Annotated in this window: 14 protein-coding genes; all 14 read right to left on the reverse strand. The window is 61.7% G+C overall.

Features of this window, described 5'->3' with window-relative positions; all coding sequences use genetic code 11:
* Positions 1-53: 53 nt before the first annotated feature.
* Positions 54-1,436 carry a M16 family metallopeptidase gene (locus LQ249_RS01470; RefSeq protein WP_046381525.1) on the reverse strand — a complete coding sequence of 461 codons (1,383 nt, stop codon included), beginning with the start codon at positions 1,434-1,436 and terminating at the stop codon, positions 54-56.
* A 57-nt stretch (positions 1,437-1,493) separates the two neighbouring features.
* On the reverse strand, positions 1,494-3,152 hold the full coding sequence (locus tag LQ249_RS01475; protein ID WP_126589231.1) for a Na/Pi cotransporter family protein: 1,659 nt from the start codon (positions 3,150-3,152) through the stop codon (positions 1,494-1,496).
* A gap of 211 nt (positions 3,153-3,363) precedes the next feature.
* Complete coding sequence (locus LQ249_RS01480) at positions 3,364-4,131, reverse strand: TerC family protein (RefSeq protein ID WP_017849047.1); 768 nt, start codon at positions 4,129-4,131, stop codon at positions 3,364-3,366.
* Between the two features lie 64 nt (positions 4,132-4,195).
* Positions 4,196-5,503 carry a CitMHS family transporter gene (locus tag LQ249_RS01485; protein WP_017849048.1) on the reverse strand — a complete coding sequence of 436 codons (1,308 nt, stop codon included), beginning with the start codon at positions 5,501-5,503 and terminating at the stop codon, positions 4,196-4,198.
* Between the two features lie 311 nt (positions 5,504-5,814).
* Positions 5,815-7,776, reverse strand: coding sequence for a DUF7844 domain-containing protein (locus LQ249_RS01490; protein WP_057004951.1), 1,962 nt, complete (start codon positions 7,774-7,776; stop codon positions 5,815-5,817).
* Positions 7,773-8,093, reverse strand: a complete 321-nt coding sequence (locus LQ249_RS01495) for a DUF2388 domain-containing protein (protein ID WP_057004952.1) — start codon at positions 8,091-8,093, stop codon at positions 7,773-7,775. Before LQ249_RS01495 ends, LQ249_RS01490 begins: the two co-directional genes overlap by 4 nt.
* A gap of 26 nt (positions 8,094-8,119) precedes the next feature.
* A complete protein-coding gene (locus LQ249_RS01500; RefSeq protein ID WP_046381522.1) occupies positions 8,120-8,428 on the reverse strand; it encodes a DUF2388 domain-containing protein in 309 nt (102 codons plus the stop codon).
* Between the two features lie 106 nt (positions 8,429-8,534).
* Complete coding sequence (locus LQ249_RS01505; protein WP_017849052.1) at positions 8,535-8,855, reverse strand: DUF2388 domain-containing protein; 321 nt, start codon at positions 8,853-8,855, stop codon at positions 8,535-8,537.
* 159 nt (positions 8,856-9,014) lie between these two features.
* Positions 9,015-9,197, reverse strand: a complete 183-nt coding sequence (locus LQ249_RS01510) for a DUF1127 domain-containing protein (protein ID WP_232566131.1) — start codon at positions 9,195-9,197, stop codon at positions 9,015-9,017.
* A gap of 265 nt (positions 9,198-9,462) precedes the next feature.
* On the reverse strand, positions 9,463-9,678 hold the full coding sequence (locus tag LQ249_RS01515) for a DUF1127 domain-containing protein (RefSeq protein ID WP_017849054.1): 216 nt from the start codon (positions 9,676-9,678) through the stop codon (positions 9,463-9,465).
* Between the two features lie 316 nt (positions 9,679-9,994).
* The gene (locus LQ249_RS01520) at positions 9,995-11,488 is read right to left on the reverse strand and encodes an acetyl-CoA hydrolase/transferase family protein (RefSeq protein WP_017849055.1); all 1,494 of its coding nucleotides are present in this window, start codon (positions 11,486-11,488) and stop codon (positions 9,995-9,997) included.
* Positions 11,489-11,667: 179 nt separating this feature from the next.
* Positions 11,668-13,104 (reverse strand): NAD(P)(+) transhydrogenase (Re/Si-specific) subunit beta, encoded by a 1,437-nt coding sequence (locus LQ249_RS01525; RefSeq protein WP_017849056.1) that lies wholly within the window; start codon positions 13,102-13,104, stop codon positions 11,668-11,670.
* Entirely contained in the window at positions 13,104-13,424 is a 321-nt protein-coding gene (locus LQ249_RS01530) for an NAD(P) transhydrogenase subunit alpha (RefSeq protein ID WP_003187417.1), read from the reverse strand. The genes LQ249_RS01525 and LQ249_RS01530 overlap by 1 nt, the downstream gene beginning before the upstream one ends.
* A gap of 15 nt (positions 13,425-13,439) precedes the next feature.
* Positions 13,440-14,561: a Re/Si-specific NAD(P)(+) transhydrogenase subunit alpha gene (locus tag LQ249_RS01535; protein WP_046381520.1), complete on the reverse strand. Its 1,122-nt coding sequence runs from the start codon at positions 14,559-14,561 to the stop codon at positions 13,440-13,442.
* Between the last annotated feature and the right edge of the window lie 137 nt (positions 14,562-14,698).

The following is a 14,698-nucleotide window of genomic DNA, read 5'->3' on the forward strand; positions in this document are numbered from 1 at the left end:
TGTAGGAAAAATCCCAGACAGAATAACGTCTTAGCCCTGGGTGCGGTGCCTCATTACGCGATCCGTTTGCGATAACTGCGCACGCCGATCACTCCAATCGCGATCAGCCCGAGCACACCGGCGCCGATCCAGTTCAGCATGTCGTAGCTCAGCAGCGGTTTCTCGATGCGCCAATAGCCCGGCTGCTTGAAGAGTTGGCGCATGGCCTGGTTGGTCTGCGTCAGGCTCACGGCCTTGATGCGTTTGACCGGGTCGCTGAAGTGACCGTTGTCGTAGTCGCCCGAGGCGCTCCAGTAATAGTCGGCCAGCGCGCTGTTGCCCTGCACGGCCCAGGCCTGGCGTGCGATGGCGGCGTTTTGCAGGCGGGCGAATGCCGCCGGGTCGAGGCCGTCCTTGAGCAGTTGGGCCGTGAGGTCTTGCAACACCTGTTCGGCTTCGGCGAGGTTTTCCCGTTCGAGGTCGGCATTCAGGCTGAGGAAACCGACGCCGCCGAGCACTTCGCGTTCGCTCCACGGGCCGTAGGACAAACCGTGCTTGAGGCGCAGTTGGCGATACAGCGCCCAGTCGAGGTAGTCCTTGAGCAGGTTGTAGGTTTCGTCATGCTGGTCGTCGAGTACCGGCTCGGGGAACAACCAGTGCAGTTTGGCGCCGTTGCCGACCCAGCCATGGATCAGGTCACGGCGGTTGGCGGCGGCGTGCTGGATTTCCGGCAGGGCCAGATGCTCGGTGGGCTCGACCGGGACAAGTTGGCCATAAGTGCGTTCCAGATAGGCCGGCAGCAGTTTGTCGAGGTCGCCGACGATGATCAGCGTCATGTTGTTGGGGGCGTACCAGTTTTTGCGCAGTTGCTCCAACTGGTCGCGGGTCAACTGGCCGGCCTCGGCGCGTTCGGCGCACTTGAGGCCCAGTTCGACCGCCAATTGGTTGCTGGCGGTGTGGCCCAGGTCCTGGCGGTCCAGCAGGCGTTGCAGGTGCGAGTAATGGCCGCCGTCTTCGCGCTCGACCACCTGCTTGGCGGCATTGATATGGGCATCGGTCAGTTCGGTGCGGGTGAGGATCGCCCGCAGCAGGTCCAGGACCTTGCGCTGGTTTTGCGCGGGCGCCTCGATCACGAAGGTGGTGTCGGCGTTGCTGGTGTAGGCGTTCCACTCGCCGCCCAGGGCTTGCATGCGTTCTTCGAGGTCGCCTTCGCCGCCGCCGTCGATACCGCTGAACAACAAGTGTTCGAGCAGGTGCGGCAGTTCCTTGTCTTCGCAACGGAAGTCATCCAGGCCCACGCCGACCACCAGGCGAATCGCCACATGCCCGCGTTCGGTGCCCGGTTTGAGCAGCAGTTGCAGGCCGTTGGGCAAGGTGTAACCCTCGACGTGCAGGCGGTCAAAGGCAAAGGCGTGTGCAGAGCCCATGAGCAGGCAGGCGAGTAACAGGCGACGCATAACTGGCTTCCTGGCGAGTGAGGTCAGTGTTAACTGACTTCAGCGGCCGTCTTACGTTCAGGGCGAATGTGTGATGTCGGCAATATCTTCGGCGGACAGCGCGCCGGTGTCGGACGTTTCCAAGACTACATAAGCACTGCTGCAAAACAATGAGTTCAAGCGTTTCATGTCGGCAATCAGTTCCAAATGCAGGGAACTGGTCTCCAGGCTCTGTACGATCTTGCGTTGCAGGCGACTGACGTGGGCATGGGCCAGGCGCCGCTCCTGGGCGCGGAAGCGGCGTTTCTCGCGCAGCAATTGGCGTGCGCTTTCCGGGTCGGCACTGAGGAATACCGACAGGCCCAGGCGCAGGTTGGCAATCAGTTGGCTGTGCAGGCCGGTGAGTTCTTCCAGGCCCACTTCGGAGAACTGGCGACGCTGGGACGTTTTCTGCTGCTGGACTTTGCGCAGCATGCGTTCGATCAGGTCGCCGGCCAGTTTCAGGTTGATCGACAGCTCGATGATCTCGGCCCAGCGGCGGTTGTCCTGTTCGCTGAGGTCTTCGCGGGGCATTTGCGCCAGGTAGAGTTTGATCGCGCTGTAGAGCGCCTCGACGTCGTCGCTGAGGCTGCGCATTTCCTGGGTGATGGCCGTCTGTTTGCCGCGCAGCACTTCGAGCATTGCGGTGAGCATGTTGTCGATCAGGTCGCCCAGGCGCAGGGTTTCCCGCACCGCGTTGGCCAGCGCCAGGCTTGGCGTGGCCAGGGCGGCGAGGTCCAGGTGGCGCGGCGTGGCCTTGCCGTTGGCCTCTTCCCGTTCGGGCAGCAACCACGCGCAGACCCGGGCCATCGGGCCGATGCTCGGCAGCAGGATCAGGCAGCGACTGACGTTGTAGAGCAGGTGGAAGCTGATGACCATGCCTTGGGCGCTGTAATCCAGGCTGTCCATCCACAACACGAGCGGGTCGAGCACCGGGATGATCAGCAACAGGCCGATCAATTTGTACAACAGGCTGCCCAGGGCCACCTGGCGTCCGGCGGCGTTCTGCATGTTGGTGCTGAGGAAGGCCAGCACGCCGCTGCCGATGTTGGCGCCGATCACCAGGCCGATGGCCACGTGCAAGCCGATCACTCCGGCGCCGGCCAGGGTGGCGGTCAGCAGTACGGCGGCGAGGCTGGAGTAGGAAATCATCGCGAACAACGCGCCGACCAGCGCATCGAGCAGGATGTCGCCGGTCAGTGAGGCGAACAGCACCTTCACGCCCTGTGCGTGGGTAATCGGCCCGGCGGCTTCGACGATCAACTGCAGGGCGAGGATGATCAGCCCGAGGCCGATCCCGACCCGACCCAATTGCCCGGCCCGTGTCTGCTTGCGCGAGAGGAAGAAGATCACCCCGAGAAAGATCAGCAGCGGCGACAGCCAGGACAGGTCCAGGGTGAGCACCCGGGCCATCAGCGCCGTCCCGACGTCGGCGCCGAGCATGGTCGCCAGGGCAGGCATCAGCCCCATCAGGCCCTGGCCGACAAACGATGTGACCAGCATGGCGGTGGCGTTGCTGCTCTGCACCATGGCCGTCACCAGGATACCGGCGACGAACGCCAGCCAGCGCTTGGACATGTTTTGCCCGATGACGTGGCGCAGGTTGGAACCGTAGACCCGCAGGATGCCGGTACGGACGATATGCGTGCCCCAGATCAGCAGGGTCACGGCGGAAAGCAGATTGAGCAAGGTCAGCATGCTCGGCCCCCCGTGTGGGTGGGCTCCAACAGGAGCCAATGAGAATTGCCGCGTGCCGTTCTACGTCTTGTACTTAAGCTGTAGTTGGCGAAAGGGCTGTGCGCCAGCATCGCATAGCTAAAGTCGGGTTTGAAACAAAACTGTCATGAAGTCAGTTTTGTGCAGATGAAAAAATGGGGCGCGAACGCCCCATTTCAGCAGCGGATCAAGATTATTGACCCGGAATGTCCTTGCGCAGTTTCACAGGGTCCTGCTGTTTCTTCTTTTTCGCGATGGCGGTACGCATCTTGATGTTCACCGCTTCCACCGCCAGCGAGAACGCCATGGCGAAGTAGACGTAGCCTTTAGGCACATGCACGTCGAAGGATTCGGCGATCAGCACGGTACCCACCACTACCAGGAACGACAGCGCCAGCATCTTCAGCGACGGGTGCTTGTCGATGAAGTCACTGATGGTGCCGGCCGCTGCCATCATCACCAGCACCGCGACCACGATCGCCGCGATCATCACCGGCACGTGGGACACCATGCCGACGGCAGTGATCACCGAGTCCAGGGAGAACACGATGTCGATGATCGCGATCTGGATGATGGTGTAGATGAACTTGCCACCGGCGCCTTTGGGCTCTTCGTGGGTTTCGTCTTCACCTTCCAGGGCGTGGTACATCTCCTGGGAGCTTTTCCACAGCAGGAACAAACCACCGAAGAACAGGATCAGGTCGCGCCCGGAAATGCCCTGGCCGAAGACCACGAACAGGTCGTCGGTCAGGCGCATGACCCAAGTGATGGACAGCAGCAACAGGATTCGCGTGACCATGGCCAGGGCCAGGCCGAAGATCCGGGTACGCGCCTGCATGTGCTTGGGCATGCGGCTGACCAGGATCGAAATCATGATGATGTTATCGATGCCCAGAACGATCTCGAGGGCCGTCAGGGTGAAGAAGGCAATCCAGATTTCCGGATTGGTCAGCCATTCCATGTGTATTCCTTTAAGCGAGTGTTAAACCGCGCCAGCTGCAGCGCCGCGCGGTGAGTCGGTACGATTATAGAGTGCTGAACAGCGGAAAAATCCCCATCAGCAACGCCGCGAACATTATGCACAGGCACACCAGCACTGCCCACTTCAGGGTGAAGCGCTGGTGATCGCCGAATTCGATACCGGCCAGGGCCACCAGCAGGTAAGTCGATGGCACCAACGGGCTGAGCAAGTGTACGGGTTGGCCGACGATGGAAGCGCGGGCCATTTCTACGGCGGTGATGCCATAGTGACTGGCGGCTTCGGCCAGCACCGGCAGTACGCCATAGTAGAACGCATCGTTGGACATGAAGAAGGTGAACGGCATGCTCACCAGTGCGGTGATCACCGCCAGGTAAGGGCCCAGGGCTTCTGGAATGACCGCCAGCAGGCTCTTGGACATGGCGTCGACCATGCCGGTGCCCGACAGGATGCCGGTGAAAATCCCTGCAGCGAAGATCAACCCCACCACGGCCAGTACGCTGCCGGCATGGGCGGCGACGCGGTCTTTCTGCTGTTGCAGGCACGGGTAGTTGACGATCATCGCGATACTGAACGCCACCATGAACAGCACCGGCAGTGGCAACAGGCCGGCGATCAACGTACACATCAGCGCCAGGGTCAGCACGCCGTTGAACCAGATCAGCTTCGGACGGCGGGCATCCGGGTATTGCGACACGCTGATTTCGCTGTGATCGATCTCGTCGCCCTGCAGGTGCAGTTCACCCAGGCGCGCACGTTCGCGCTTGCCGTACATGTAAGCGATCACCAGGATCGCGACCACGCCGGCGGCCATGGCCGGGATCATCGGGACGAAGATGTCTGACGGGTCCACATGCAGCGCACTCGCGGCGCGAGCGGTCGGGCCGCCCCAGGGCGTCATGTTCATCACGCCACCGGCGAGGATGATCAGGCCGGCCATGATCCGCGGGCTCATGCCGATGCGCTGGTACAGCGGCAGCATCGCGGCCACGCAGATCATGTAGGTGGTGGCGCCGTCACCGTCGAGGGACACCACCAAGGCCAGCACGGCGGTGCCGACCGAGACTTTCAGCGGGTCGCCCTTGACCATCTTGAGGATCTTGCGCACGGCCGGGTCGAACAGGCCGGAGTCGATCATCAGGGCAAAGTAGAGGATGGCGAACATCAGCATCACGCCGGTCGGCGCGAGCTTGGTGATGCCTTCGAGCATCATCGGGCCGATCTTCGGCGCAAAACCGCCGAACAGCGCGAACAGAATCGGCACGATGATCAGGGCGATCAGCGCGGACAGGCGCTTGGTCATGATCAGGAACATGAACGTGATGACCATGGCAAAGCCAAGGAAAGTCAGCATAGGAATACTCCAGGCGTAGCGCGGCTAAGGAATGGCGAACCGGGTGGGGTCAGCGCAGAACGAGAGGCACGAGGCTTACGGGTGGAGTGGGGGCGAACAGGCGGGAGCGAGCGGACATCGGGAATCACCATTGTTGTTGTTAACAGCCGGTCTGTTGCCGGCAGTGGGGGCGATCCTAGACGCGTAAGCTTTCAGCCAGCTTTCGTTGATCAAACAGGTGAGGTGGAAATGACACACGGTCTCCAGGCCTGCGCAGATCAACATGTGGGAGGGGGCTTGCTCCCACATTCAGCTGGTGTATGCGCAAATTTTCAGGGCAATTCGAGGCCGCCCGCTGCTTTGTGCAGTTTGCGCAGATGTTCGCCAACCTGCTTGAGGTTGGCTTCACACGCGGCAATCTCGGCGGCGCGGGACGGGTCCAGCAGCGCCCTCACCTCTTTATCCAGTTCGCCGGTCAGGGATTGCAGCTGTTTCTGGCGCTCGGCACTTTCCGATTCCAGCCGCTTGGACTCCGAAGGTTGCGGCAAGCCGTAGCCACCGCTGCCCAGCAGTTCTGCCGGGCGGCTGAGGAAGCCGCTGTTGGCGAGAATCTGCTGCAGCGTGGCGTTGGCTTTCTCCATGCCGCCATTTTTCAGCTCGCGGGCGCCGAGGTAGCGTTGTTTGACTTCGTCCTGGGCCAGCATCAATTGCTTGCGAAAGCTTGCCTGTTCCAGCAGCAGTAATGCGGCGCTGGTGCGCAGGTCGGCCTGCTCGAACCAGTGGCGGCGCTCTTGCGCGCTCAGGGACAGCCAGTCTTCGACCTGGGTCTGCTGGATCGGCAGGCGCTTGCGCAGCACGTCGAACATCGCTTGGTAGCGCTCGCGGAACGAGTCGAAGTGATAGCCCAGGCGCAGCGCCTCGCGCTTGTCGTTCAACACGCTGGTATCGGCCAGGCCGCGCGCCTGCAGGACCTCCAGCAGCCCGTTGGGCGTGATGTTGTCCAGACCGGTCAGTTGCGGGTTGGCGCTGCCGCTGCGTAACAGTTTCAGGCCTTCGACCGCGCAGTTGTTGGACAGGAAGAAGTAGTTGCCGTCGTAGCTCCAATGCATTTCGGCCGCGTGTTCGACGGTGTCCTCGATCTCCCGGCGCGTCAGCTTCAGCGGCACCGAGGCGAGGCCGCGCAACTCGGTCTTGGTGTACTCGTCGATGACCTGGGCCAGCGGCAACACGAACAGCCGTGACGGGTACTTGCCCACCAGGCCGTCCCAGCTCGACAGTTGTACGTCACCGACAAAGGCGCGGTAGGACAACACCAGATGCTGGTCCAGATCCAGCCGACAGTCCGGGCCGCGAGGGCGCCCAGGCGCGCAGATCACCAGGCGCAACATGCTGTGGCCCCAGCGACTGACCAGGTTCTGGTTGGCTTCGGCGAGCAGGTAATCGATTTCGTAGACCCGTTCCGGGTCGACATGGCCCAGGGGCGTCTTGGCGAAATCGTTGCCGGCGTTGAGGAAGGCGTAGGTCTTGGCGCAGGTGTCTTGCGCGGGCGGCGCCCAGCCAAAGTGTTCCTTGTAATAGCGGAACAGCGCGGGGCGGCGGCAGGCGTAGCTCGGGTCGAGGAGGAAATATTCCATGTTGACCGCGACGAACTCCAGCGGGCTGCTGGTTTCGTAGAGGTCCGGGCTGCGCGCGACCTGGCGGTTGTGCTGCTCGCGCTCACCGCGGCGGCCGACGTATTGCGGCCAGCCGGCGAGGTCGAGCAGGCGCGGGTCGTCGCTGAGGGTGAAGCGGCGGTCGTTCTGGCCACGGCATTGATCGGGCAGTCCGACCAGGCCGGTGATGTTGTTCTGGCGGCTGCAGCGTCGGATCAGCGCGCGCTCGGCGCTGGGCCACAGGCGCGCACGGTCGTAGATGTGGGTCAGTTCATGCAGCACGGTGGCGAGCATTTCCCGGCGCACGGTGCCGTGGGGGCGGTTGGTCTTGCGGGTGGCGGCGCTGCCGTCGGTCAGGCTGGCGAGCAGGTTGCGGTTGAGGTCCAGCTCGGACACCAGGGAGGCCTGGCCGTAGGCGTTGGCGGGCATCTTGTCGGTCCAGCCGACATCGATGCGCCGGTCCAACTGTTCGATGAAGCGCGGCGGCAGTGAGCGCAGCGCTTCATCGAGCAACGCCTGGCTGGCCTGCTGTTCGGCTGGGCTCAAACCTTCGGTAATGAGCCGCAGTTGCAGGCTGGCCTGGGCTGCGCCGGCACACAACAGCACAGCCCCGGCCAGGAGCCAGGCGATGAGACGCCTCACAGCGCGAGAATGGCTTCGGCGAGGGTCTGGTCGCTGGCATCACGGGCTTCCGGCAGGCGGGTGCGCAGGGTGTCGAAGGCGGCTTCGAGTTGTGCGCCACGGATCTCGCCGTTGCTGGCGACGAAGCTGGCGGCGTCATCGTGGGCTTCGCGCACGATTTTGGAGTCGCGGATGGAGGTGGTGGTGTCCGAGGTGAAATCAATGGTGCGCGCGGAGGCGCGGACGATGATGTTACTGGTGGCCTTCAAGGTCTGCGCGTGGGCGACATCGGTCAACAACAGCAGGCCGAGAGCGGCGGCGATCAGCGGGCTACGCATGGAATGACTCCGAAATACAAAGATGATTATTGGACGAGAATTGCTTGCGCCAGTTCAAGGTCGCTGGCGTTAAGTTTTGGTTGGCTGCGGCGCAGACGATCCAGCGCTGATTCCAGCCGAGCCCCCCGCCATCGGCCGTCAGTGGCAATGAATGCGGCAGCGTCATCCTGGGCGGCCAGCACCCACTTTCGGTCAAACGGCGCGGAGGTCACTTTGCTGGTGGCATAAGCGCTCACCACAGTGCTCTGGGTGGACAGATCAAAGGCCGAAGCCAATGGCGACCAGCCGGCAGCAAACATCACGGGAACCAGCACTAGGCGGTATGAAAAAGCCATGGGACTCGACAACTGAAAGCGAGCGCCAAGGCTAGCGCAATGCCCGGGCGAGAGCCAGCGTCGAGGCATCCGGGAGCGGCTGGCGCTCCCTTGTTCCGACGGGTTTTCAGATGGCCAGAATGGCCTGGGCCAGTTGTGCGTCTGTCGCAGCGCTCAGTTGTGGCGCTTGCTGGCGGATCTGTGCCAGAGCGCTTTCCAGTTTGACCCCACGAATGGCGCCTTGGCTGGCGACGAAGCTGGCGGCGTCGTCACGGGCGGCGCGCACGACCTTGTTGTCACGCAGGGAGGAGGTGGCATCGGAACTGGCATCGGAGGTGGCTTTCAATGCGCCGACGATCGAGTCGGTCGTCACGATGAGGCTGGACGCATGGGCGTTGGCGGCGAGGGCCAACAGGGCGGCGGCACTCAGCAGGCGAAGACGGGACATGGGGTTACTCCTGTAGATGAACAAATAAGGTCACGCGCAGCGGCCACTGTGAAACGGATGTGGATGCCATTGAGCATCAGACGCCCGTTCTACACGGTTCGCCACGTGGTGACCGGATATTAAGCCGCGGCCTGTCCATTCGAAAAGCGTCTTGACTGTCTAGTCACGCCAGAACGGCTTGGACAGCTCGACCTGGCGCTCGCTGGGGCTGATACCCGCGTCGGACAGCTCTCGCGGGTCGAGCTGGGCCAGTTGGTGTCGTTCTCGGGCCTGTTGCCGCCACCTGGCGAGCGTGGCGACGGTGCGGCGTAACAACGTGGTGCGCGGGGTTTGTGGGTGCATGGGGAGCGCCTTACAGGGTCTTTTTTTTGGAAGACCATGTTGAGCGGATCGTTTCGACCGATACAGATACACCGGCGCTAAATTGTACTGCCTAATTGTTATAATAGTTTAACTGTACTGGTTGCTTTGCAAGCGATCTGTTCGGGGCCGAAAACACCCGGGCCCAGACACAACAAAGCCCGCCTCCGGTGACCCGGGGCGGGCTTTGCTTAACGAATCAGGTTGCTGGCTGTGGACCCGGTGGGTCAGGGCCAGCGAGCGCTCATTAGCGCCAGAACGGCTTGCTCAGCTCTTCGTAGCGTTGTGCTTCGCTGATACCTGCGTCAGCCAGCAGACGCGAATCCAGACGAGCCAGTTGATGGCGGCTGGAGATGCGGCGCTGCCACAGCATCAGGTTGGCGATAACGCGCAGAGGCAGGGAAGCCTGGGTGCTTACAGCTTTTTCTTCAAAGAACAGATCGGAACTGAGTGTACGTTCCATGATGACATCCTTCCGCTTGTGGCGGGATTAGGTAGTGGTTTAACTGATGCCAATGATCCTCCTCCCGCGCAAGACTCTCTAGATACAGTTCACCTGTATTGTGAGGGGCCAGTTAACTGTTTATAGCGGCTGTACTGTACGGAAATGGGGCAACTGTACCTGTCCGCACTGAAACAGTGCAAAAATGGCATTTTAGAAGAAGGGTGTGGGATATTTCGGTAGGAAAAGACCGGTACAGCAGTACAGTTTTTTACAGAAAGGAGGGTGGTGCAACCGAGCTGATGAAACTGTGTGCATCAGCTCGGTTGTGTATCGATCAATCCTTGAGCATGTGCCCGGTTTCTTCCAGGTTAATGTGCCAGCTCAGGGCTTCGCGCAGGACGTGAGGGGTGTGGCCACCAATCGCGCAAGCGGCGTTGAAGTATTTGTTCAACGCATCGCGGTAGTCCGGATGCACGCAGTTGTCGATGATCACCCGTGCGCGCTCCCGTGGCGCCAGGCCACGCAAGTCGGCGAGGCCCACTTCGGTCACCAGGATGTCGACGTCGTGCTCGGTGTGGTCGACGTGGCTGACCATCGGCACCACGCTGGAAATCGCCCCGGCCTTGGCAATCGACTTGGTCACGAAGATTGCCAGGTGCGCGTTACGCGCGAAGTCGCCCGAGCCGCCGATCCCGTTCATCATCCGCGTCCCGCACACGTGCGTGGAGTTGACGTTGCCGTAGATGTCGAACTCCAGCGCGGTGTTGATCGCGATGATGCCCAGGCGACGAACCACTTCAGGGTGGTTGGAAATTTCTTGCGGGCGCAGCACCAGTTTGTCCTTGTAGTGCTCCAGGTTGCCGAACACGTTGCTGTTGCGCCGCTCCGACAAGGTGATCGAACTGCCGGAGGCGAAGCTCAGCTTGCCGGCGTCAATCAGGTCGAACGTCGAGTCCTGCAGCACTTCCGAATACATGGTCAGGTCTTCGAACGGCGAATCGATCAAGCCACACATCACGGCGTTGGCGATGTTGCCGATCCCGGCCTGCAGCGGGCCGAGCTTGTTGGTCATGCGGCCGGCGTCCACTTCCTGCTTGAGGAAGTTGATCAGGTGGCTGGCGATGCCTTGGGTGTCGGCGTCCGGCGGCGTCACTGTGGAAGGCGAGTCAGCCTTGTTGGTGATCACGATGGCGACGATCTTCTCCGGCGGAATCGGGATCGCGGTGCTGCCAATGCGGTCGTCGACTTTTACCAGCGGGATCGGCGTGCGCGTCGGCCGATAGGTCGGGATGTAGATGTCGTGCAGGCCTTCCAGGTTCGGGTTGTGCGCCATGTTGATCTCGACGATCACTTGCTTGGCGAAAATCGCGAAACTGGCCGAGTTGCCCACGGAAGTGGTCGGCACGATATGGCCTTGTTCGGTGATCGCAACGGCTTCGATCACGGCAATGTCAGGCAGCTTGAGCTGGTTGTTGCGCAGTTGTTCGACGGTTTCCGACAAATGCTGGTCGATGAACATCACCTCGCCGGCATTGATCGCCTTGCGCAGGGTGCTGTCGACCTGGAACGGCATGCGTCGCGACAGTACGCCGGCTTCGGTCAGTTGCTTGTCGAGATCGTTGCCCAGGCTGGCGCCGGTCATCAGGGTGATTTTCAGCGGCGACGTCTTGGCACGTTCGGCCAGAGCTTGAGGGACGGCTTTGGCTTCACCCGCACGGGTAAAGCCGCTCATCCCGACGGTCATGCCGTCCTCGATCAGTGCGGCGGCATCAGCCGCGCTCATGACCTTGTTCAACAGCGAAGGCAAGCGGATACGATCACGGTACATGGATTGTTATCTCGAGATACGGAGGCAAGGTGCGCAGTTTAGTGATTTCAAAAGTTTTCGGCCCGCTACCATGGTCGAATGCCGGGCAGCGATTTAGGGCCTTTGGTCGGTTTTCATGCTGCAATAAAAAACCCTAGCCTACTGCAGGCCAGGGTTTCGGGTATTGCGCTGGCGCAGTGTTACTCGACAGCCTTGACCATGTCTTCGATAACCTTCTTGGCGTCGCCGAAGACCATCATGGTTTTGTCCAGGTAGAACAGCTCGTTGTCCAGGCCGGCATAGCCGCTGGCCATCGAGCGCTTGTTGACGATGATGGTCTTGGCCTTGAACGCTTCGAGGATCGGCATGCCGGCAATCGGCGAGTTCGGATCGTTCTTGGCGGCTGGGTTGACCACGTCGTTCGCGCCGAGCACCAGTACTACGTCAGCCTGGCCGAATTCGGAGTTGATGTCTTCCATCTCGAACACCTGGTCGTAAGGCACTTCGGCCTCGGCCAGCAATACGTTCATGTGTCCGGGCATGCGGCCGGCCACCGGGTGGATCGCGTACTTCACGGTCACGCCACGGTGGGTCAGCTTCTCGGTCAGTTCCTTCAGCGCATGCTGTGCCCGTGCCACTGCCAGGCCATAGCCCGGCACGATGATCACGGTATCGGCGTTGGTCAGCAGGAACGTGGCGTCGTCGGCCGAGCCGGACTTCACCGGGCGCGCTTCTTTCGAACCGGCCGCCGCACCGGCATCCGGCGCATTGCCGAAACCGCCGAGCAGCACGTTGAAGAAGGAGCGGTTCATCGCCTTGCACATGATGTAGGACAGGATCGCACCGCTGGAGCCCACCAGCGAGCCGGCGATGATCAGCATCGAGTTGTTCAGCGAGAAGCCGATCCCTGCCGCAGCCCAGCCGGAGTAGCTGTTGAGCATCGACACCACTACCGGCATGTCGGCGCCGCCGATCGGGATGATGATCAGCACGCCCAGCACGAACGCCAGGGCCAGCATCAGCGCGAAGGCAGAGAGGTTGCCGGTGAACATGAAGGTCAGGCCGAGCCCCAATGTAGTCAGGCCGAGCACCAGGTTCAGTTTGTGCTGGCCGCCGAACTGTACCGGTGCGCCTTGGAACAGGCGGAACTTGTACTTGCCCGACAGCTTGCCGAAGGCGATCACCGAACCGGAGAAGGTGATGGCGCCGATGGCGGCACCGAGGAACAGTTCCAGGCGGTTACCGGCCGGGATCGCATCGCCCAGGTGTTTGACGATGCCCAGGGATTGCGGTTCGACCACGGCGGCAATGGCGATAAACACCGCGGCCAGGCCGATCATGCTGTGCATGAAGGCGACCAGTTCCGGCATCTTGGTCATTTCCACGCGCTTGGCCATGATCGAGCCGGCGGTGCCGCCGATCAGCAGGCCCACGATCACGTAGCCGATGCCGGCAGTGGCAAGCTCAGCGCCCAGCTTATAGATGAGGCCCACGGTGGTGAGCACCGCCAGCGCCATGCCGAGCATGCCGAACAGGTTGCCGCGCCGCGAAGTGGTCGGATGCGACAGGCCTTTGAGGGCCTGGATGAAACAGATCGACGCGATCAGATAGAGCGTCGTGACAAGATTCATGCTCATTACTTCGGCGCCTCTTCTTTTACTTTCGGGGCTTTCTTCTTGAACATCTCAAGCATCCTGCGAGTCACCAGGAAGCCGCCGAACACGTTGACGGCCGCCAGGGCCACGGCCAGGGTGCCCATGGTCTTGCCCAGCGGAGTCACGGTCAGCGCAGCGGCCAGCATGGCGCCGACGATCACGATCGCCGAGATTGCGTTGGTCACCGCCATCAACGGCGTGTGCAGTGCGGGGGTAACGTTCCAGACCACGTGGTAACCGACATAAATCGCCAGCACGAAGATGATCAGGTTGTAGATACCGGGGGAGATAAGCTCTTCCATCGTCTGAATCCCTGCTTAGGCGTTTTTGCGGATGACTTGGCCGTCGCGGCACATCAGGCACGCGGCGACGATGTCGTCTTCGAGGTTGATTTCAAACTGCCCTTCCTTGTTGAAGACCAGCTTCAGGAAGTCCAGCAGGTTGCGCGCATACAGGGCCGATGCGTCGGCGGCGACGGCACCCGCCAGGTTGGTCGGGCCGCAAATGATCACGCCGTTTTCCACCACCACCTGGTCGGCGACGGTCAGCGGGCAGTTGCCGCCCTGGGCTGCGGCAAGGTCGATCACCACTGAGCCTGGCTTCATCTGGGCAACCGTGTCGGCGCTGAGCAGGGTCGGAGCCTTGCGGCCCGGGATCAGGGCGGTGGTGATGACGATGTCGGCCTGCTTGGCGCGTTCGTGGACCGCCAGGGCCTGGCGTTGCATCCAGCTGGTCGGCATCGGGCGTGCGTAACCGCCGACGCCGACGGCGCATTCACGCTCTTCGTCGGTCTCATAAGGCACGTCGACGAACTTGGCGCCGAGGGATTCGATCTGCTCCTTCACGGCCGGGCGCACGTCAGACGCTTCGATCACTGCACCCAGGCGTTTCGCCGTGGCGATGGCCTGCAGGCCCGCGACGCCAGCGCCGAGGATCAACACGCGTGCGGCTTTTACCGTACCGGCGGCAGTCATCAGCATCGGCATGAAGCGTGGGTAATGATGGGCGGCGAGCAACACGGCCTTGTAACCGGCGATGTTGGCCTGGGACGACAGCACGTCCAGGCTCTGGGCCCGCGAAGTCCGCGGCGCGGCTTCGAGCGCGAAGGCCGTGATGCCCTGCTCGGCCAGCTTGGCGATGGTTTCATTGCTGAACGGATTGAGCATGCCCACCAGCACGGTGCCGCTTTTGATCAGCGTCAGTTCGCTGTCGCTGGGGGCAACCACTTTAAGGATCAGCTCCGCGCCAAATGCATCGCTGGCGCTGCCAATGGTTGCACCTGCCGTTTCATAGGCACTGTCGACGATGCTGGCTTTAATGCCCGCCCCGCTTTGTACAGTGACCTTATGGCCCTGGCCGATCAGCTTCTTGATGGTTTCCGGGGTGGCAGCCACCCGCGTTTCACCGGTCTGGGTTTCGAGAGGAACACCAATGTGCACGTGAAATCTCCTGCATGATCTTTTTGCTTTTGATCTTATTGTAAAAAGGCCAGCGCACCGTGAGTGGCGCATCTGGGGCGGCCGATCAGCACGATCCCGCTGAAATGACAGCGGGGCGCGGCATTTTGCAGGCGAAC

Source organism: Pseudomonas sp. 7-41 (genome assembly GCF_021233075.1).
Classification (GTDB): Bacteria; Pseudomonadota; Gammaproteobacteria; order Pseudomonadales; family Pseudomonadaceae; genus Aquipseudomonas; species Aquipseudomonas veronii.